Origin of the sequence: Amycolatopsis balhimycina FH 1894 (assembly GCF_000384295.1) — a bacterium.
GTDB classification, from domain to species: Bacteria; Actinomycetota; Actinomycetes; order Mycobacteriales; family Pseudonocardiaceae; genus Amycolatopsis; species Amycolatopsis balhimycina.
Genome location: NZ_KB913037.1, coordinates 1,386,731 through 1,404,807, shown reverse-complemented (window position 1 = coordinate 1,404,807; position 18,077 = coordinate 1,386,731). Strand labels below are relative to the sequence as shown.

20 protein-coding genes are annotated in these 18,077 nt (G+C 70.5%); 15 read left to right on the top strand and 5 right to left on the bottom strand.

All coding sequences use genetic code 11. The features are described 5' to 3' along the window. Positions 1–140: 140 nt before the first annotated feature. The 12 genes from A3CE_RS0105555 (at position 141) to A3CE_RS0105500 (ending at position 10,665) form a co-directional block, all read left to right on the top strand. A complete protein-coding gene (locus tag A3CE_RS0105555) occupies positions 141–842 on the top strand; it encodes a thiamine pyrophosphate-dependent enzyme (protein ID WP_020639077.1) in 702 nt (233 codons plus the stop codon). A 104-nt stretch (positions 843–946) separates the two neighbouring features. Further along, a complete protein-coding gene (locus A3CE_RS0105550; RefSeq protein WP_026468183.1) occupies positions 947–1,849 on the top strand; it encodes a transketolase family protein in 903 nt (300 codons plus the stop codon). A gap of 2 nt (positions 1,850–1,851) precedes the next feature. After that, positions 1,852–3,417, top strand: a complete 1,566-nt coding sequence (locus A3CE_RS0105545; RefSeq protein WP_020639075.1) for an MFS transporter — start codon at positions 1,852–1,854, stop codon at positions 3,415–3,417. 40 nt (positions 3,418–3,457) lie between these two features. Beyond that, a complete protein-coding gene (locus A3CE_RS0105540) occupies positions 3,458–4,732 on the top strand; it encodes a beta-ketoacyl-[acyl-carrier-protein] synthase family protein (protein ID WP_026468181.1) in 1,275 nt (424 codons plus the stop codon). After that, positions 4,729–5,997: a ketosynthase chain-length factor gene (locus A3CE_RS0105535; protein ID WP_020639073.1), complete on the top strand. Its 1,269-nt coding sequence runs from the start codon at positions 4,729–4,731 to the stop codon at positions 5,995–5,997. The genes A3CE_RS0105540 and A3CE_RS0105535 overlap by 4 nt, the downstream gene beginning before the upstream one ends. After that, entirely contained in the window at positions 5,981–7,030 is a 1,050-nt protein-coding gene (locus A3CE_RS0105530) for a methyltransferase (protein WP_020639072.1), read from the top strand. Before A3CE_RS0105535 ends, A3CE_RS0105530 begins: the two co-directional genes overlap by 17 nt. Positions 7,031–7,073: 43 nt before the next feature. Then, positions 7,074–7,406, top strand: coding sequence for an antibiotic biosynthesis monooxygenase family protein (locus tag A3CE_RS0105525; RefSeq protein ID WP_020639071.1), 333 nt, complete (start codon positions 7,074–7,076; stop codon positions 7,404–7,406). Between the two features lie 32 nt (positions 7,407–7,438). Continuing rightward, complete coding sequence (locus A3CE_RS0105520; RefSeq protein ID WP_020639070.1) at positions 7,439–9,088, top strand: FAD-dependent oxidoreductase; 1,650 nt, start codon at positions 7,439–7,441, stop codon at positions 9,086–9,088. A 29-nt stretch (positions 9,089–9,117) separates the two neighbouring features. Continuing rightward, a complete protein-coding gene (locus A3CE_RS0105515) occupies positions 9,118–9,459 on the top strand; it encodes a TcmI family type II polyketide cyclase (protein ID WP_020639069.1) in 342 nt (113 codons plus the stop codon). 13 nt (positions 9,460–9,472) lie between these two features. Further along, positions 9,473–9,895: a cupin domain-containing protein gene (locus tag A3CE_RS0105510; protein WP_020639068.1), complete on the top strand. Its 423-nt coding sequence runs from the start codon at positions 9,473–9,475 to the stop codon at positions 9,893–9,895. A 40-nt stretch (positions 9,896–9,935) separates the two neighbouring features. Continuing rightward, positions 9,936–10,190, top strand: coding sequence for an acyl carrier protein (locus A3CE_RS0105505; RefSeq protein WP_020639067.1), 255 nt, complete (start codon positions 9,936–9,938; stop codon positions 10,188–10,190). Positions 10,191–10,194: 4 nt separating this feature from the next. Continuing rightward, positions 10,195–10,665, top strand: a complete 471-nt coding sequence (locus tag A3CE_RS0105500) for an SRPBCC family protein (protein WP_020639066.1) — start codon at positions 10,195–10,197, stop codon at positions 10,663–10,665. A gap of 98 nt (positions 10,666–10,763) precedes the next feature. Here A3CE_RS0105500 and A3CE_RS0105495 read toward each other — a convergent pair whose 3' ends face one another. Both A3CE_RS0105495 and A3CE_RS0105490 read right to left on the bottom strand, forming a co-directional pair. Next, on the bottom strand, positions 10,764–11,426 hold the full coding sequence (locus tag A3CE_RS0105495) for a response regulator transcription factor (RefSeq protein ID WP_051183739.1): 663 nt from the start codon (positions 11,424–11,426) through the stop codon (positions 10,764–10,766). Positions 11,427–11,830: 404 nt separating this feature from the next. Further along, on the bottom strand, positions 11,831–12,436 hold the full coding sequence (locus tag A3CE_RS0105490) for a TetR/AcrR family transcriptional regulator (protein ID WP_020639064.1): 606 nt from the start codon (positions 12,434–12,436) through the stop codon (positions 11,831–11,833). Between the two features lie 80 nt (positions 12,437–12,516). Here A3CE_RS0105490 and A3CE_RS0105485 point away from each other — a divergent pair, with 80 nt between their 5' ends. Then, complete coding sequence (locus A3CE_RS0105485; protein ID WP_026468178.1) at positions 12,517–13,203, top strand: SDR family oxidoreductase; 687 nt, start codon at positions 12,517–12,519, stop codon at positions 13,201–13,203. A 29-nt stretch (positions 13,204–13,232) separates the two neighbouring features. On the opposite strand, the gene A3CE_RS0105480 is transcribed toward A3CE_RS0105485, so the two are convergent. Further along, entirely contained in the window at positions 13,233–14,273 is a 1,041-nt protein-coding gene (locus tag A3CE_RS0105480; protein ID WP_020639062.1) for an epoxide hydrolase family protein, read from the bottom strand. A 36-nt stretch (positions 14,274–14,309) separates the two neighbouring features. Between A3CE_RS0105480 and A3CE_RS0105475 the strand changes: the two genes are divergently transcribed. After that, complete coding sequence (locus A3CE_RS0105475; protein WP_020639061.1) at positions 14,310–14,870, top strand: helix-turn-helix domain-containing protein; 561 nt, start codon at positions 14,310–14,312, stop codon at positions 14,868–14,870. A 25-nt stretch (positions 14,871–14,895) separates the two neighbouring features. On the opposite strand, the gene A3CE_RS0105470 is transcribed toward A3CE_RS0105475, so the two are convergent. Continuing rightward, entirely contained in the window at positions 14,896–16,077 is a 1,182-nt protein-coding gene (locus tag A3CE_RS0105470; RefSeq protein ID WP_020639060.1) for an oxygenase MpaB family protein, read from the bottom strand. Positions 16,078–16,301: 224 nt separating this feature from the next. Between A3CE_RS0105470 and A3CE_RS0105465 the strand changes: the two genes are divergently transcribed. Continuing rightward, entirely contained in the window at positions 16,302–17,456 is a 1,155-nt protein-coding gene (locus A3CE_RS0105465) for a TetR/AcrR family transcriptional regulator (RefSeq protein ID WP_020639059.1), read from the top strand. Positions 17,457–17,480: 24 nt separating this feature from the next. Here A3CE_RS0105465 and A3CE_RS0105460 read toward each other — a convergent pair whose 3' ends face one another. Next, the gene (locus A3CE_RS0105460; RefSeq protein WP_020639058.1) at positions 17,481–18,038 is read right to left on the bottom strand and encodes a CGNR zinc finger domain-containing protein; all 558 of its coding nucleotides are present in this window, start codon (positions 18,036–18,038) and stop codon (positions 17,481–17,483) included. Positions 18,039–18,077 lie beyond the last annotated feature (39 nt).

Below are 18,077 nucleotides of genomic sequence, written 5' to 3'. Positions count from 1 at the left end.
CCGCGAGCGGCAGGCCCCTCCGGCATGCCCGGATTTTCCTTTCAGGACAACGGTTTTCTGTATCGAACGGTGCGCGTGGGTATCGTCCGACACCGATCGATACCTTTCGGCCGACGCCGGTGGCGCCGCAGAATTGCGGCATGACCACCGTGACGAGCCTGGGCTACGCGGATCTGCCCGGCCTGATGGCGCGGATGACCGGCGACGAAAAGCATGCCGGTGCCTCAGCGTCCACAATGGATATTCTCTGGGTCTTGTACGACGAAGTGCTCGACGTCGCGCCGGACCGGGTCGACGACCCGGCCCGGGACAGATTCCTTCTCTCCAAAGGACATGGTCCTTCCTCCTACTACGCCGTGCTTGCGGCCAAGGGGTTTCTCGAACCGGAAACGCTGAGCTCGTGGGGTACCGCGGGCTCCCTGCTCGGCTTCCACCCCGATCACCGGCTCGTCCCCGGCGTGGAGATCGGCGCGGGGTCCCTCGGCCACGGCCTGCCGATCGGTGTCGGTGTCGCACTGGGGCTGCGTACCCAGCACCTGCCGGCCAGGGTGGTCGTCCTCATCGGTGACGGCGAACTCGACGAGGGCAGCAACCACGAGGCGATTTCCGCGGCCGCCCGGTTCGGGCTCGACCGGCTCACCGTGATCGTCGTCGACAACGGCACGGCCAGTCTCGGCTGGCCCGGCGGAATCGCCCGCCGGTTCGTCGTGGAGGGCTGGTCGGCGCACACCGTCGACGCCCACGACCACGAAGCCCTGCGCGCCGCGCTGACCCGGCCGGCCGAGCCGGGGGCGCCCACCGTGGTCGTCGCCCAGAGCCCGTACAAGGACAAGGAGCCGTGATGACCAGTTCCGTGTTCACCACGACCAACGGCAGCCGGCCCGCTCAGTGGGGCGCGAAGGCCGGGCAGGCCGACGGTCCGCAGCCGGTCATGATGACGCCCGCGATGCGGACGGCCTTCGCCACCACCCTGGCCGACGCGATGGACGAGGATGCCCGCCTGGCGCTGGTGCTGGCCGACATCTCCGTGCCCATGCTGCACGCCGCGGCCGAGCGCCACCCCACCCGGGTCTTCAACGTCGGGATCCGCGAGCAGCTCATGATCGGGGTCGCCGGCGGCCTCGGCCTGGCCGGGATGCGCGCGGTCGTGCACACGTTCCCGCCGTTCCTCGTCGAGCGGCCGTTCGAGCAGATCAAGATCGACCTCGGGCACCAGGACGTCGGAGCCGTGCTGGTGAGCTTCGGCGGTTCGTACGACATGTACGCGGTCGGCCGCAGTCACCAGTCGCCCAGCGACGTCGCGCTGCTGGACAGCCTGCACGGCTGGACCGTGCACGTCCCGGGGCACCCGGACGAGGCGGCGGCACTGCTGCGGTCCGCCTACGCCGCGCAAGGGCGCGTGTATGTGCGGTTGTCGATCCAGAGCAACACCGAACCGCAGCCGGTGGATCCGTCCGGGCGCCTGCGCATCGTCCGGGAAGGCCGCCGGGGAGTGGTGCTCGCGGTCGGGCCGATGCTCGGCCGCGTGCTGGCCGCGACCGCGAACCTGGACGTCACCGTGGCGTACGCGGCCACGGTCCGCCCGCTCGACCGGACCGGGCTGCGGGCTGCCGTCCTGCTCGCCGACCAGCAGGACCTCGTGCTCGTCGAACCGTATCTCGCGGGCACGTCGGCGCACCTCGCCGGCGAGGCACTGGAGGACGTTCCCCACCGGATCCGCGCTCTCGGGGTCGGCCGCGACCAGGAACTGCGGCAGTACGGATCCGCCTTCGCGCTCAACGCCGCGCACGGCCTCGACGTCCCCGGCATCGCCGCGTCGGTCGCCGCCTTCCTCGACCAGGGGAGATGACCATGACCCGGCAGTTCACGCTCCCCGGGATCGAACCGGACCGCGCCGGCCCGGCCGAGCACCGGGACCCGCGCCGCTGGCTGATCTTGTTCTTCCTGGTCACGGCGTTCATGCTGACCATCCTCAACACCACGATCGTCAACGTCGGCATCCGCGTGCTGACCGATCCCCGCCGCGGGCTCGGCGCCACGCAGACCGAGATCGTCTGGGCGGTCAACGCCTTCACGCTGTTGCTGGGCACGCTGCTCGTGACGTGGAGCACCCTGGGGGACCGGTACGGGCACCGCCGGATGCTGCTGGCGGGGCTCGGCGTCTTCGGGCTCGGGGCCCTCGGGGCGGCTTTCTCGGCGTCCCCCGGGATGCTGATCGGGTGGCAGGCCGTGATGGGCGTCGGCGGTGCCGCCATCCCGGCTTCCACGCTGGCGATCATCACCCACGTCTTCGGTCCCGAAGAGCGGCCCAAGGCGATCGGCGTATGGGCGGCCTCGGCCGGTCCCGCGATGGCACTGGGGCCGATCGTGGGCGGCGCGCTGCTCGACAACTTCCCGTGGGGCGCCATCTTCCTGGTGAACGTGCCGATCGTGCTGGTGGTACTGGCCGGGGTGACGCGGTACGCGCCGCTCGCGCGATCGGACCGGCGCGACCGGCTGGACCCGGTGGGCGTGCTGTTGTCGATCGCCGGGATCTTCCTGGTGATCTTCGGCATCATGGAGGGCGGCAGCCTCGGTTCCTGGGCGAGGTGGCCGGTGCTCGTCCCGATCGTCGCCGGCTTCGCCGTCCTCGGCGGCTTCGTGTGGCACGCGCGGCGCCGCGACCGGCCCGCGCTCGACGTCCGGCTGTTCCGTGATCCGCGGTTCTCGGCCGCGGCCTCGGTCGTGGCGCTGGCGTTCGTCGGCATCTTCGGCGTCACGTTGTTCGTGATGCTCTACTTCCAGAGCGTCCGGCAGTTCTCCGCGCTGCGCACCGGGTTGTCGGTGCTGCCGCTCGCGGTCGGGCTCGCCGTGTTCTCCCCGGGCGCCCCGGCACTGGCCAGGAAATTCGGGCCCAAGGTCGTGGTCTCCGCCGGAATGGCGACCGCCACCGCGTGTTTCTTCTCCTACACCTTCCTCACGGCGGATTCGCCGCTTTGGCTGCCCATGGTGATCTTCTTCCTGCAGGGTGCCGGAATGGCGCACGTGATTTCGCCCGCCACCGGAATCATCATGGCCAGGGTGCCGAGGGAGAACGCCGGAATGGGCTCGGCGGTCGCCAACCTGGCCCGTGACGTCGGGGGCGCACTGGGCCTGGCCGCCCTCGGTTCCGTCCTCGCCGTCAGCTACCGGCACCACGTGGACGGCGTTCTCGCGGCCCTGCCCGGGCCGGTCCGGGCGGCGGCAGGCGATTCGATCGCCGCGACGCACGCGATCGCCGGCCGGCTGGGGCCCGCCGCTCAGCGGCTGCTCCCGGCGGCGGACACGGCTTTCCTCTCGGCCATGCACACCACCGCCGTCGTCTGCGGAGTACTGGGCTTCGCGGGAGTCTGCATCGCGATTTCCGGGTTGCCGGGCCGTCCGGCGAAAACGAAATGATCACTGGGGTTCACCGGCAAATGAGATGGATGGAAATATCATGACGGTTGCGCGCAGAGTCGTGATCACCGGAATCGGGGTGACGACCGCGGGGGGAATCGGCACGAAATCGTTCTGGGAACTGATCACGGCGGGGCGTACCGCGACGCGCCGGATCACGTTCTTCGACCCTTCGCCGTTCCGCTCGCAGGTGGCCGCCGAGATCGACTTCGATCCGGTGGCGGCGGGGCTGGGTCCCCAGGAGATCCGCCGGATGGACCGGGCGGCGCAGCTCGCGGTGGTGTGCACCCGCGAGTGCCTCGCCGACAGCGGTCTCGAACGCGACGAGCTCGATCCGTTCCGCCTCGGCGTGAGCGTCGGCACGGCCGTCGGCGCCACGATGAGCCTCGAACGGGAGTACGTCGTCGTCAGCGACGGGGGACGGCAGCACCTGACCGACCACAAGTACGCGGTTCCGCACCTCTACGACTACCTGGTGCCGAGCTCGTTCGCCCGGGAGGTCGCCTGGGAGACCGGGGCGGAGGGACCGGCCACGGTCGTGTCGACCGGGTGCACGTCCGGCCTGGATTCGGTCGGGCACGCCCACCAGCTCATCGGCGAGGGCGCGGCCGACGTGATGCTGGCCGGCGCGACCGACGCCCCCATCTCGCCGATCACCATGGCCTGCTTCGACGCGATCAAGGCCACCACCCCGCGCAACGACGACGCCGAACACGCCTCGCGTCCCTTCGACCTCAGCCGCAACGGGTTCGTGCTCGGCGAGGGCGCGACGATGTTCGTCCTCGAGGAATACGAGCACGCGCGGCGCCGCGGTGCGCACATCTACGCCGAGATCGCCGGGTTCGCGTCGCGGTCGAACGCCTTCCACATGACCGGGCTGCGGCCGGACGGCCGGGAGATGGCCGAGGCGATCACCGCGGCGATGGCGCAGGCCGGGGTCGCTCCCGAAGCGATCGACTACGTCAACGCGCACGGCTCCGGCACGAAGCAGAACGACCGGCACGAGACCGCGGCCTTCAAGCGGGCACTCGGCGAGCACGCCCGCCGCGTGCCGGTCAGCTCGATCAAGTCGATGATCGGCCACTCGCTCGGCGCGATCGGCTCGATCGAGATCGCCGCTTCCGCGCTGGCGATCGAGCACGGCATGATCCCGCCGACGGCCAACCTGCACGAACCGGACCCCGAGTGCGACCTGGACTACGTCCCGCTCGTCGCCCGCGAACAGCGGACCGACACCGTGCTGACGGTGGGCAGCGGCTTCGGCGGGTTCCAGAGCGCGATGGTGCTCACCCGGCCGGAAAGCAGGACGGCGTGACGGCCGCGGTCGTGGTGACCGGCATCGGCGTGGCGGCACCGAACGGGCTGGGGGTCGAGGAGTACTGGGCGGCGACGCTGCGCGGTGAGCCGGGCATCGGGCGGATCACGCGGTTCGACCCGGCGCAGTACCCGGCCCGGCTGGCGGGGGAGATCACCGGCTTCGAGGCGAGCGAGCACATCTCCGGCCGGCTCCTGCCGCAGACCGACCACATGACCCGGCTCGCGCTGGCGGCGTCGGACTGGGCGCTCGCCGACGCTCGCGTCGACCCGAAGACGGTCCCGGAGTACGCCATGGGAGTGGTGACCGCCAGCGCGTCCGGCGGGTTCGACTTCGGGCACCGCGAACTCGAAAAACTGTGGGGCAGCGGTCCGGAGTACGTGAGTGCCTACCAGTCGTTCGCCTGGTTCTACGCGGTCAACAGCGGGCAGCTGTCGATCCGCCACGGGATGCGTGGCCCGAGCGGGGTGCTCGTGGCCGACCAGGCCGGCGGCCTCGACGCCGTGGCGCAGGCCCGGCGGCAGGTGCGCAAGGGCGTCCCGCTGGTGCTGTCGGGCGGGATGGACTCGGTGCTGTGCCCGTGGGGCTGGGTCGCCCAGCTGGCCAGCGGCCTGCTGAGCACGGCCGACGATCCGGGCCGGGCGTACCTGCCGTTCGACGTGGCGGCCCGCGGGCACGTCGCCGGGGAGGGCGGCGCCATCCTGGTGCTGGAAGCGCTCGACGAGTCCGGTGCCGAGCCGGCCCGGGGCTACGGGGTGATCGCCGGGTACGCCGCCACCTTCGACCCGAAGCCGGGCACGGGCCGGGAACCGGGGCTGCGCCGGGCGATCGAGCTCGCGCTGGCCGACGCCGGGGTCACGGCGGCCGAAGTGGACGTCGTGTTCGCCGACGCGGCGGGAACGCCCGAGCTGGACCAGGCCGAGGCGGCGGCGATCACCGCGGTGTTCGGCAGGCGCGTCCCGGTCACGGCGCCGAAGACGATGACCGGACGGCTGTACTCCGGCGGCGCACCGCTCGATGTCGCCGCCGCCCTGCTGTCCATCCGGGACGGTGTCATCCCGCCGACCACGAACGTCACCGACGTCGACCCCGGCTACGGCCTCGACGTCGTGACCGGTGCGGCCCGGACCGCCCCGGTCGAGGTGGCCCTCGTGCTGGCCCGCGGGTACGGCGGCTTCAACTCGGCCATGGTCGTCCACGGCGTCCGGTCCGGATCCGCGGCCACCGAGGACAGAAAGGGGCGGGCGAATGACTCAGCTGCCTGACATCCGGACCGGCGAGGACGCCGATGTGCTGCGGGAGCGGCAGAACGCCGTACTCGGCAGCGGCGGACACGTCTGGCACGTGATCTCGGTGCTGGCCGAACTCGGCATCGCGGATCTCCTCGCCGACGGTCCGGTCCCGATCACCGAGCTGGCCGCCGCGACCGAGACCGACGCGTCCGCGCTGCGCCGGGTGCTGCGGTGCGCGGCGGCCGTGGGCATCTTCACCGAGCTCGAGGACTCCCGCTTCGCGCTCTCCCCGCTCGCCGAGGGACTGGTGAGCACCCGCGTCGGCGGGCTGCGGCCGATGGTGCGCTTCCACAACATGGACTTCGTCCGCAAGTCCTATGCCCGCATCCTCCACAGTGTCCGCACCGGTGAGCCGGCGTTCGACCAGGTCTTCGGCATGCCCTTCCACGAATACCTGGAGCACGACGAAGAGCTGGCGAGGTTCTACGCCGGGTTCCTCACGCACTTCAGCAAGCGGCTCGCCGACCGGTTCGTCGGCCGGCTCGGCCTCGACCGGTTCGACCGGATCGCCGACCTCGGCGCCGGGACGGGCCACTTCCTCGCGCGCATGCTCGTGGACCGGCCGCCCGCCCGCGGCTGGCTGTTCGACCAGCCGAACGCCCTCGACACCGCGGTCAAAGTCCTGGCGGAGCACGGGGTGGCCGAGCGGGTCACGGTCGTCGCCGGCGACCTGTTCACCGGCGAACTGCCGGCCGGGTGCGATCTCTACACCCTCAAGTCCGTGCTGCACCGGCTTTCCGACGAGCGGGCCGGCACGGTGCTCAGGCGGATCCGGGAGGCGATGGGCGGTCCCGGCGGGACCGTGATCGTGATCGACCAGATCGTGCCGCCGCTGGACGAGTGGGACCACGCCAAGGCCATCGACATCGACACGCTGGTGCTCTACGGCGGGAAGGAACGCACGCTCGCCGAGTGGACCGAGCTGTTCGACGAGGCGGGGTTCGTGCTGCAGGGGAAACCGGAAGCGCGCGGGTGGGCGCATCTCGAAATCAAGCCGGCGTGGTGAGCCGGTGCCAACTGCGGAAACCAGGGAACGAGGAGGAAGGTCCATGTCGGTCATCGAGGTCGGTCAGCAGGTCGTGACCATGGTCAACGTGTTCACGGTCGCGCCGGAGAACCAGCGGCGGCTGGTCGAGCTGATCGTCGAAGCCACCGAAACGGTGATGCGCGACGTCGACGGGTTCATCTCGGCGAACATCCACTCGAGCCTGGACGGGACCCGCGTCGTCAACTACGCGCAGTGGCGGAGCGTGGAGCACTTCGAAGCGATGCACCGCAACCCGCTGGTGCACCCGCACTTCACCGACATCCGCGCGATCGCGTCGCCGGAGATGCACCTCTACCGGGTCGACTACGTCGAGGAAGTCGCGGCAGTCCGATGACCAGCCCCCATTCCGCAGAAAGGCGGCCCGCGATGCGGGAAGAACACACCGAGGTCCTGATCGCCGGAGCGGGCCCGGTCGGCCTGTCCGCGGCACTGTTCCTGGCCCGGCAGGGGATCCGGCCGATCGTCATCGAGAAACGATCGACGATCTCGCAGATCCCCCGGGCCACCGGCGTGCACTCGCGCACGCTCGAACTCTTCCGGACGGTCGGCCTCGAATCGGCGTTCCGCGCCGTGGGGCTGAAGTTCGTCAACGTCGGCGACATGGACGTGGCCGAGGTCCGGGCGGGGCGGGCGACACCGCTGGCGATGTACGGCACGCCGTCCATCGCCGCGCTGAACGAGCACTCGCCGCTGCTCGAGCAGCACGACGTCCAGTACTACGACTTCACCCCGTGCTGGCCGCTGTGGTGCGGTCAGGACCACTACGAGCCGATCCTGCTGGGCGACGCCCGGGAGCACGGGGCCGACATCCGGTTCGGCACCGAGGTCGTCTCCGTCACGCAGGACGAAGACGGCGTCACCGCGGTGGTGGCGGACCGGGAGACCGGGGAGACCTCCTCGATCCGTGCCGGGTACCTGATCGGCGCCGACGGCGCCCGCAGCACGATCAGGGCCGCCACCGGAATCGGCGAGCGCAGCAACGGGATCGCCGACTACTTCGTCAGCATCATCTTCCGCGCGGACATCGACGTCAGCGACAAGCCGCCCTTCACCTTCCTTTCGCTGTTCAACCAGGAGGTGCCCGGGCTGGTCCTGTTCATCGAACCGGGCCGCTGGATGATCGGGGCCATCTACTACCCGGACCGCGGGCAGAGCCCGGCGGACTTCACGCCCGAACGCGCGGTCGAGGTCGTGCGGACCGTGGCCGGCGATCCGGACCTCGAGGTCGAGATCGAATCGATCAACCCGTGGGAAGCCCGGCACATGGTCGCCGACCGGTACCGGTCGGGCCGGATCTTCCTGGCCGGCGACGCCGCGCACTGCCACCCGCCGGCCGGCGGGTTCGGGGTCAACGCCGGAGTCCAGGACGTGCACAACCTCGCCTGGAAGCTGGCCGCGGTGCTGAAAGGCTGGGCGGGGGCGAAGCTGCTCGACAGCTACGAGGCGGAACGCCGTCCGGTCGGCGTGGTCACGGCGGACCAGGCCTGGCTGCTCTTCAACACCCGGGCGCGCCGCCTGACCGACGAGGAACGCCGGCAGCTCAGCGACTTCATCGTGGTCGCCACGGGGTACCGCTACCCGTCCGGTGCCGTGCACGGCGGCGATCCGGCGGCGAGCGTCCTGCCCGAGGCGCTGGCGTTCGACGGTTCTCCCGGGAGCATGGTGCCGCACGGCTGGTTCGACCACGAGGGAACCGAAATCGCGACGCTCGACCTGCTCGGCGGCGGGTTCGTCTTCATCGCCGGAAGTGACGCGTCCGGCTGGTTCGACGCGGCTGTCCGGGTGGCCAAGGAATCCGGCGTTCCGCTGCGGGTGCACCGCCTCGGGCCCGCCGGCGACCTCGTGCCGCGCGCCGGTGACGGTGACCGGTGGGCGGAGCAGACGGGCATCTCCCGGGACGGCGCCGTCCTCGTGCGCCCGGACGGCTTCGTCGCCTGGCGTGAAGCGGGGCCGGCGATCGGGGACGCCGACGCGGCCCTGTCCGCGGTGGTCCGCTCGCTCGTCGGGCAGCCCTGACCACTCCGATCACGACAGGAGAAGGAGAAATGACGTCCAGGACACTGTTCGTGCTGAAGCTGAAGCCGGGACACGCCGACCGGGTCGCGGAGCTGTTCGCCGAGCACGACCGCGGTGACATGCCGCACGAAGTCGGCCTCACGCGGCGCACGCTGTTCCGGTTCCACGACCTGTACTTCCACCTCGTCGAGGGGCCGGACGACCTGCTGGAACGCCTCGGCAAAGCTCGTGAGAGGCCCGATTTCCGCACCATCAACACCGAGCTGGACGCACACCTCGAGCGCTACGACCCGGCGACCTGGCGGGATCTGCGGGACTCGATGGCCATGCCGTTCTACACCTGGTCCACCGGTCCGGAAACCCCGGCCTGAAAAGGAGAAACGGATGCACAAGCAGAAAGTGACCAAGGTGGCGGGCGGGGACGTCGAGCCCATCCGCCGGATCGGCGGGCAGGTGCGGATCATGCTCAGCCCGCGCAACGTGGACGCGACGGCGGGCTTCCTGGCCACGCTGACGCTCCAGCCGGAGGAGTTCGTCGCCGAGCAGTACAACCCGTACTCGGACAAGTTCCTCTACGTCGTCCGGGGCGATGTGGTGATCAAAGTGGACGGTGAGCCGGTCGCGCTGGCCGCCGACGAAGCGCTGATGGTGCGGCGCGGTCAGCGGCACCGGATCGAGAACCACGGGGAGACCGAGGCGTTCCTGGTCTTCCAGCTCGCCCCGCTCGCCCCGCGCCCCGAGCTCGGCCACGTGGACGTGGAGGAGCTGCCCTTCCCGGACGCGCCCGGACCCCGGGTCGGAGGCTGACGTGACCCACGGCTTGGATCGAGAACCCCCTGGAGGAAGCATGACCGAGTTCACCGTGCTGGATCTCAAGCGCATGCTCGAAACCTCGGCCGGAGACGCCGGCGTGGACTGGACGGACGTCACGACACTCGGCACGTCGTTCGAAGAGATCGGTTACGACTCGATCGCCCTGCTGGAGCTGAGCGCACTGGTGCAGCGCGAGTACGGCATCCGCATCCCGGACGACACCCTCGCCGAACTGCCGACTCCGGGCACCGTGATCGAGTACCTCAACCGCCGGGCCGCGGAGGTATAGGGGCATGGCCGCACACACGGACAATTCCGTCCTGATCGACGCGCCGCTCGATCTGGTCTGGGCGATGACGAACGACGTGCCGCGGTGGCCGCGGCTGTTCAGCGAGTACGCCGGGGCGGAGGTGCTCGGGGAACACGACAACGTCGTCCGGTTCCGGCTGAGAACACATCCGGACCCGCAGGGCCGCGTGTGGAGCTGGGTTTCCGAACGGGAGCTCGACCGGGCCGCGCTGCTCGTCCGGGCCCGCCGGATCGAGACCGGGGTGTTCAAGTACATGAACCTGGTCTGGGAATACCTGCCCGAGCCGGGCGGGATCCGGCTGCGCTGGGTGCAGGACTTCGAAATGAAGGCCGGAGCGCACACCGACGACGCGGGGATGGCCGACTACCTGAACCGCGCGTCGCAGGCGCAGCAGCAGCACATCAAGCAGTGCGTCGAGGCGGCGGTCGCTTCCGCGGCGGTCGGCGTCGACTGATCGAAGGATCGGCGACGAGAAGGGAAACGGTGGCCGGCCGGCAGTGCCGGCCGGCCACCTGTTTCACCGGCCGGCAGTCCGGAGAAACAGGACTCCGGTCAGGGCAGCGAAGGCACCAGCCGGGCCGCGACGGCCTTGTTCACGGCATCCAGCCGGGAAACGGCACCCAGCTTGGCGAAGACGTTGCGCAGGTGCTTCTTCACCACGGCTTCGGAAAGTTCCAGCCGGACGGCGATCTGGCCGTTCGTCATCGCCTTGGCGGCCAGCCGGAGAATGCTGATCTCGATCGGTGAAAGCGACTTGGTGGCCGGACTCGCCTGATTGATGCTGGACCGCGAAACGAGCAGCACCGCGGACTCGTTTCCGTGCTGGACGTTGTAGATAGCGGCAATCAGCGCCCATTGACTCGAATTCTTCAGAAGATAACCGCGGACCCCCAGGTCCAGCAGTTCGCGCACGGTTTCTGATTCATCGCAGTCGGCAAGGGTGATTATTTCGGACAAAGGGGAGGCTTTCCGGATCATCCGGATCGTCTCGGCGATGCTTTTCCCCGGTGTGTCGACGTCCAGCAGGACCACGTCCGGACGTTTCTCCCCGGCCAGGGAAGCGGCCGCGCTGCTGTCCGCGGCCTCGCCGACGATGTGAAACTCCGGCCGGGTGGTCAAAATCGCGCGCAGACCTTCCCGGACCAATGTTTGATGATCGACGACCAAAATACTCGTGGTCGCCTTTTCCGCTTGCGGTGCATGAACGATGGACATTGAGCTTCCCCCTGGCGTTTGACCTGCCCGAGCACGCTCGGTGCATCACTCATACGGTACCAAAGCGTACGCCTGTATGGGTACGTTCCAGGAGGGCTATCACCCTGGTTGCGTACGGGCTGTCACCTGGCCTGCGCTTCTGGGCGTAGTTGCCTCCTGGTGATGGGCTAAATGTCCGAGTCGTGGGCTTGAATGTGTCGAAAAATTTGGTGGGGCCGATCGAGTGATGTGTGCGGCGTGTTCAGGCGAAGTTAATAGACCGTAAACGCTTCGAATCGGCAATCAATCCGCATGGTCCAGATGCCGATCCCTGTTCCAGGAAAGCAGATTCCGCCCGGCTTCGCAGTGGTCATCGGATGCCGTGAACGACTCGTTCATGACGTCCGGCGACAGGAAAGAGTCGTTCACGACGTCGCGGACCCCTCCGGAGCCAGACTTGGCCCGGAGTCGAAGAGGATGTGCCGCAGCACGCGGGCCAGGTGCGCGGTGAGCGCGGGCGCGGGCAGCTCGGCGAGCGGTCCGGTGCGGGCGATGTACCGGTTGACCGTGACGCCGATGAGCTGCGCGCCGAGCATCGCGACGCGCGCGGCGACGTCCGGGCCGTCGATGACTTCGCGGTACGCCCGGATGCTGCCGGCCTCCATCGCGCTGTACAGCTTCGCCGCCGCCTGCTGGTCCGAGGCGATGCTGCGCAGCAGGACCACGAGGGGGTCGACGGCGGCGTTGGCCTCCATCCGCTCCACGTAGGCGTGCGCGACGCGGTCCGGGAGTGTTTCCGGGTCTCCGGCGATCACCTGGTCCAGCTCCCGGTGCCCGGGCACCGCGGCGAGGAACAGCTGCTCCTTCGACCCGAACTGCCGCAGCACCAGGCCGTGGGTGACTCCGGCGCGCGCCGCGATCTCGCGCACCGTCGCCCGCGCGAAGCCTCGTTCGCCGAAGCACGTGCGGGCCGCGTCCAGGACGGCCTGACGGTGGCCTTCCGGATCGCGCCGATGCGGGCGTCTGGTCATGACGCCTAATTTACCCATCGGTCAGCACCTCGCTATGCTCGTTAATGACCAAGTGGTCAACAAGGATCGAGGGGAACACCATGAGCACTGCGATGATCATCGGCGGGACCGACGGGCTCGGCCGGTTCATGGCCCAGCGGCACGCGGACCGGGGCGGCACCGTGGTGATCGCCGGGCGCGACGCGGGGCGCGCCGAGGCGGTCGCGAAGGAGATCGGGCCCGCGGCGACCGGCATCGGCCTGGACCTCGCCCGGCCGGAGACGATCGCCGCCTCGGCCGACGGCGTGCCGTCCCTCGATCACCTGGTGATCACGGCCAGTCACCAGCGCCCGAACACGTTGCGGAACTTCGACATCGCCGAGGCCGTCACCGCTGTGACCACCAAGCTGGTCGGCTACACCGAGGCCGTCCGAGTGCTGCGGGAACGCTTCACCCCGGAAGCGTCGGTCGTCCTCTTCGGCGGCCTGGCCAAGGAACGGCCCTATCCGGGCTCGACCGTCATCACCACGTTCAACAGCGCGGTCACCGGCCTGGTGAAGACACTCGCCGTCGAGATCGCGCCGCACCGGGTCAACGCGCTGCACCCGGGGCTGGTGGGCGACAGTCCCCGATGGCGCGACGCCGACCCCGGGCAGGTCGCCGAGCGCACCCCGATCGGGCGGCTGGTCACCATGGCGGAGATCGCGGACGCCACCGACTTCCTGCTCCGCAACGGCGGGATCAACGGCCACGACCTCTTCGTCGACGGCGGATTCCTCACGCGATAACGGTTCTGGCGTCCGCTCAGCCGCCCAGCTCAGCCGCCCAGCTCGACCGCGCGGCGTACGTCGTCGGCGTAGGCCTCGGGCTGTTCCCAAGCCGCGAAGTGACCGCCGGCGGCGTGCTCCACGTAGTCGTGGACGTTCAGGAACGCTTCGGCGTAGCTTCGCGGCTCCGGTTTGGTGTCGCGGGGGAACACCGACAGCACGGTCGGCGTGTCGATCCGGCGGGGGAGAGTGACCGGTTCGGCGTAGGTGGCGAACGAGGTGCCGATCGTGCCGGTGACCCAGTAGGCGGTGACCCAGGTGAGCAACTCGTCGGGGGTGAAGGCGGCCTCGTCGGACCAGGCCTCCAGTTTTTCGACGATCCAGGCGGCGAGGCCGGCGGGGGAGTCGCCGAGGGCCACGGCGAGGGTGTTCGGCCGCGTCGACTGCTCGGCGATGTACCCGCCCTCGGCCCGGAACCACTGGGCCGCCCGGCCGAGGTAGGCCGCCGCGTCCGGCGCGAGCTTCGCCGGGTCCGCCGCGAAAGCGTGCTGCGGGGCGACGTTCGTGAGGTGCAGGGCGGTCACCCGGTCCGGGTGCCCGGCCGCGAGGACTTCGGCGACGGTGCCACCCACGTCGCCGCCGGAGAGCGTGTAGCGCGGGTAGCCGAGTTCGTCGAGGGCGTCCGCGACGATCCCGGCGATCCGGTCGACCGACATGCCCGGCGCGGTGAGCGGCGCCGCGAACGGGAAGCCCGGCAGCGCGGGAACCACTACGTGCACGTCCGTGAGCAGCGGCAGGACGCGCTCGAACCGCAGCACCGAGTCCGGCCAGCCGTGCAGCAGCACGACGACCGGCGCGCCGGGATCCGCGGACCGCTGGTGGATCATCCGCAGTTCGGTGCCGCCCGCCCGGGCCGTCGTCCACGGAAGTTCGCCGATGCGGCGCTCGTGCGGACCCCAGTCGTAGCCGCCGGCCCAGTATTCGAGCAGTTCGTCGAGCTTGGTGGCGCTGATGCCCCGCGTCTCGTCGTCCCGCCACGGGGTCGTGACACGGCGCGTGCGCTGCAGTCTCACGCGGATCTCTTCGGTCATGTGTACGAGCATACACATTTGTGTATGCTCGTACACATGACTTCGCGCAACGCCCCCGCGACGAAACAGCGGATCCTGGACCAGGCGAAACGCCAATTCGCCCAGCACGCGTACGCGGCGGTCACGGTCAAGGGCGTGGCCGACGCGGCCGGTGTGTCGCCGAACCTGATCACGCGCTACTTCGGCGGCAAGGACGGCCTTTTCCTGGCCGCGACCCGGGTGGAGATCCCGGTCGCGGACTCGTTCGGCGGCGACCGTTCCGAGCTCGGGTCGCGGCTCGCGGCGAGCATCGTCCGGCGCTGGTCCGGCGCACCGGGGGAGGACCCGCTGCTGGTGCTGCAACGCGCGTCCGGCGAACGCCCGGAGGCGGCGGAGGCGCTGGCCGCCTTCCTCGACACGAACTCGTTCGAGCCGCTGCGGCGCTACCTGCGCGACAGCGGGCTGGACGACGCCGACGCCCACGCGCGCGCCGCGGCGATCGACGCGTTCGTGCTCGGCGTTTCGACTCGCCGCCGGGTGCTGCGTTCCGAACTCGGCGACCCGGCGGAACTCGAGGCCTGGCTGGGCGCGACCATCCAGCGTCTCGCCGACGGATGACGCACGACGGCCACCGAAGCGGGGTTCAGGCTCCCGGCCGGTTCCCGGTGGGGATCGTGATGGGCGTGCTCGTCGGGGAGGTGCCCTTGTTCAGGAAGAGCATCGCGAGCGCGCGCAGGAACTGGTCGAACACGAAGAACCCGGCCGGCGCGATGGGCAGCAGGCCTTCGCGGAACGCGATGTAGGCCGGCCAGCCGGTGCGGACGAGGACGGCCGCGGCGTAGTCGCGCCGCAGGCCGAGCCAGTCGCCCACCGCGTCACTGAGCACGTAGCGCACGAACTCGTTCAGGAAGCCGCGGGTGACGCCCAGGTCGATCTGCGCGGTCAGCCCGAGCAGGTCCTCGGCCAGTTCCTTGCCCTCGGTCGTCGGGGCCAGGAGCGGGGTGAGCACCCGCGCCGACTGTGCGTCCGCTTCGGCCCACGTCTGGGGGATGAACTCGTCCCGCACGCCGAGCAGGTGGATGGCGACCTGCCACTGGTGCAGGAACGCCTCCTCGTCCGCCGCCGACATCGGGACGCGCCATTCGAGCAGCTTCCGGTGCACGAAGGTGCCGAGGCTGTGGAAGGTCACCAGGATGTCGCCGTTGCTGATCGGCACCTGCTCGTCGGCGGCCGCCCGCCAGTGCGCCGACCGCGGCAGCAGGTGGCGCACCGCGGCGTGCACCAGGCGCGTCTTGCTGGCCGTGACGACGAACTGGCCCGAGGGCTCGAACGCGTTCTGCTCGCTCAGGTCGTAGCCGAAGGTGAACGTCTTCGCCGCGCGGTCCTGCATGGCGGCCCCGCCCGCGGACCAGTACACCGACCTGGCTTCCCGCGGGATCACCGTGCTCATGATGCCGCTGCCGAGGCCGTAGAGCACGAACAGGTAGGTGTCCTTGCGGCGGTTGAAGTCGGCGGCGCGGCGCAGCTTGGCGCGGTCGGCCCAGGACGGCAGCCGGTTGGCCTGCTGAAGGTGGGCGGCGAGGCCGGCCGGCAGTCCGGCGGGCAGCGGGTCGCCGTTGTTCAGCCACGGCCGCAGCGCGGTGTTGACCGCGGGGACCTGGCCGCTGTCGACGAGCCCCGCCACCAGGTTGTCTGCTTCGTCGTCCCAGACCCACCACGGGTCGGTGCCCGCGGCCGACGCCCAGGCGGGAACGGCGCTCGCCACGCTCGCCAGACCCAGCGCGACGCCGAGGGAAAGAGCGTTCCTCCTGCTGAGATTGCTCATTTACTTACCTAGCTTCCTTGGTAGGCGAGTGCAGGCACTGGCGGCGGCAATCCGGCGTGATCCCCGCGACGTCGAGGGGAGATTCTCCATTAACATAGCGAGGCGGCCCCGACGTCGGCAAGGCATGCCCCGTCTGAATCGGTCCGCGGCTCGGGACCCGCGTCACTTCGTGGTTCACTGGCACCCATGGCCCCGTTCCCGTGCCCTCCGCCCCGGCTGCCGCGGTGACCGCCGAGCCGGCCGCGGCCGTCCGGCCGCGCAACCGCAAGCAGCTCATCGTCGAGGCGGGCGCCACGGTGTTCAGCGAGCGCGGCTACCACGCGGCGTCCATGGAAGAGATCGCGGCCGGCGTGGGCATCACCGCGGCCGCGCTGTACCGGCACTTCCCGAACAAGTACGCGCTGTTCGCCGAGTGCGCGAACGTCACGGTGGACCGGCTCGTCGCCGCGCTCGGCGACGTCCCCCCGGACGCGGCTTTGGCGGACGTCTTCGCCGCCGTCGCCCGGGTGACCGTCGCCCACCGCGGGGCCGGTGGCGTCTACCGGTGGGAGGCCCGCTACCTCAACGCCGAAGACCGCCGGGTGCTCCGGGGCAAGTTCGCGCACGTCGTCGGCCGGGTGGCGGACGCGGTGCGGCGCGAGTACCCGTGGCCCGGCGAGCACCTGCGGGCCGTGGCGGCCCTGGGCGCGATCGGGTCCATCACGATGCACCACAACTCGATCGGCCGGCGCCGGGTCGAAGACCTGCTGCGGGCCTCCGCCCTGCGCGTGGCGGCGACCGACCCCGCCGTGGACGCGCGCCTGGTGGACCTGCCCGCCCGGCCCGTGCCCCGCACCCGGCGTTCGGAAATCCTCGAGGCGGCCGTCCCCCTGTTCGAGCGGGACGGCTTCGCCGCCGTCACCAACGGCATGATCGCCGAGGCCGTGGGGCTGGTGCCGTCCGCGCTCTACCGGTACTTCCCGGGCAAGGCCGACATCCTGGCGGCCGCGTGCCTGCAGGCCGCGGGGCTGCTGGCCCAGGCGGTCGAACAGAACCTCCGCCGGACGGCCGGTCCGCACGACGCCCTGATCGCCCTGACGGCGACGTACGTGGCGTACAGCTTCGAGCACAACGCCCTCAACAGCGTGGCGAACGCCGAAATCGTCGGCTTGCCGGCCGCCCTGCGCCGTCCTCTGGTCGCGGCGCAGCGCGAGCACATCGCCGTCTGGGAACAGCACTTGCGGCAGGCTCGTCCGGAGCTCGACGCGCGCCAGGCGCGGGTGCTGGTGCACGCGGGCTTCGGTGTGGTGGTCGAGGCCGGGCGCCGGCTGCGGTGGCAGGACAGCGCCGAGCACCGGGCCGCCGTCGCCGCTTTGGTGATGAGTGCGCTGGATCTATGACGTGAGTGCGGCCGGGGTGCGGGTTCAGCGGGTGGCGGTGCCCGCGGCCTGGCGGGCGCGGTAGGCGCGCATCTTGTGCCGGGCGCCGCAGACCGACGTCTCGCACCAGCGGCTCGCCGCGTTGGGGGAGCGGTCGTAGAACGCCCATTGGCAGTCCTCCGCGCCGCACGTCTTCAGGCGGGACAGGGAACCGTCGAGGCGGGCGGTGACCACGGCGGCGAGCACCCGGGTGATCGCCGCGTCCAAGGACGTAGTGCAGTCGCCGGTGAATTCCGCTCCGGGCGGGCCGGCCTGCAGGAGGGGACGGGTGCCGGTCCGCGCCAGTTCGCCGTTCAGGACGCTCACCGCGCCCGGTAGGCCGGCGCCGCCGCCCAGCAGCTGCCGCAGCGCTTCGCGGAGCCTGCGTACGCGGGTCAGGTCCGCCTCCGCCGGCCGGGCCAGGCCGGGCAGTCCCTCGGCTTCCGCCCACGCCGCCAGGCCGGCCGGGGTGCTCAGGTCGTCCCGGTCTTCGAGCAGTTCGCGGGTGTTGACCAGGCTTTGGACCAGGGTGAGCGGGGGCGGTGCGGCGGGGCGTGGAACCATTCCTGGAGGTTACCACCAGTCCCCGATTTGGGTTACGTC

What these genes read in the sequence shown, in the direction of transcription:
- A3CE_RS0105550 (WP_026468183.1), top strand. Translation starts at nt 947, where the DNA reads ATGCGGACGGCCTTCGCCACCACCCTGGCCGACGCGATGGACGAGGAT.
- A3CE_RS0105515 (WP_020639069.1), top strand. Translation starts at nt 9,118, where the DNA reads ATGACGTCCAGGACACTGTTCGTGCTGAAGCTGAAGCCGGGACACGCC.
- A3CE_RS0105460 (WP_020639058.1), bottom strand. Translation starts at nt 18,038, where the DNA reads ATGGTTCCACGCCCCGCCGCACCGCCCCCGCTCACCCTGGTCCAAAGC.
- A3CE_RS0105520 (WP_020639070.1), top strand. Translation starts at nt 7,439, where the DNA reads ATGCGGGAAGAACACACCGAGGTCCTGATCGCCGGAGCGGGCCCGGTC.
- A3CE_RS0105500 (WP_020639066.1), top strand. Translation starts at nt 10,195, where the DNA reads ATGGCCGCACACACGGACAATTCCGTCCTGATCGACGCGCCGCTCGAT.
- A3CE_RS0105470 (WP_020639060.1), bottom strand. Translation starts at nt 16,077, where the DNA reads ATGAGCAATCTCAGCAGGAGGAACGCTCTTTCCCTCGGCGTCGCGCTG.
- A3CE_RS0105485 (WP_026468178.1), top strand. Translation starts at nt 12,517, where the DNA reads ATGAGCACTGCGATGATCATCGGCGGGACCGACGGGCTCGGCCGGTTC.
- A3CE_RS0105525 (WP_020639071.1), top strand. Translation starts at nt 7,074, where the DNA reads ATGTCGGTCATCGAGGTCGGTCAGCAGGTCGTGACCATGGTCAACGTG.
- A3CE_RS0105505 (WP_020639067.1), top strand. Translation starts at nt 9,936, where the DNA reads ATGACCGAGTTCACCGTGCTGGATCTCAAGCGCATGCTCGAAACCTCG.
- A3CE_RS0105475 (WP_020639061.1), top strand. Translation starts at nt 14,310, where the DNA reads ATGACTTCGCGCAACGCCCCCGCGACGAAACAGCGGATCCTGGACCAG.
- A3CE_RS0105490 (WP_020639064.1), bottom strand. Translation starts at nt 12,436, where the DNA reads ATGACCAGACGCCCGCATCGGCGCGATCCGGAAGGCCACCGTCAGGCC.
- A3CE_RS0105545 (WP_020639075.1), top strand. Translation starts at nt 1,852, where the DNA reads ATGACCCGGCAGTTCACGCTCCCCGGGATCGAACCGGACCGCGCCGGC.
- A3CE_RS0105530 (WP_020639072.1), top strand. Translation starts at nt 5,981, where the DNA reads ATGACTCAGCTGCCTGACATCCGGACCGGCGAGGACGCCGATGTGCTG.
- A3CE_RS0105495 (WP_051183739.1), bottom strand. Translation starts at nt 11,426, where the DNA reads ATGTCCATCGTTCATGCACCGCAAGCGGAAAAGGCGACCACGAGTATT.
- A3CE_RS0105555 (WP_020639077.1), top strand. Translation starts at nt 141, where the DNA reads ATGACCACCGTGACGAGCCTGGGCTACGCGGATCTGCCCGGCCTGATG.
- A3CE_RS0105540 (WP_026468181.1), top strand. Translation starts at nt 3,458, where the DNA reads ATGACGGTTGCGCGCAGAGTCGTGATCACCGGAATCGGGGTGACGACC.
- A3CE_RS0105510 (WP_020639068.1), top strand. Translation starts at nt 9,473, where the DNA reads ATGCACAAGCAGAAAGTGACCAAGGTGGCGGGCGGGGACGTCGAGCCC.
- A3CE_RS0105480 (WP_020639062.1), bottom strand. Translation starts at nt 14,273, where the DNA reads ATGACCGAAGAGATCCGCGTGAGACTGCAGCGCACGCGCCGTGTCACG.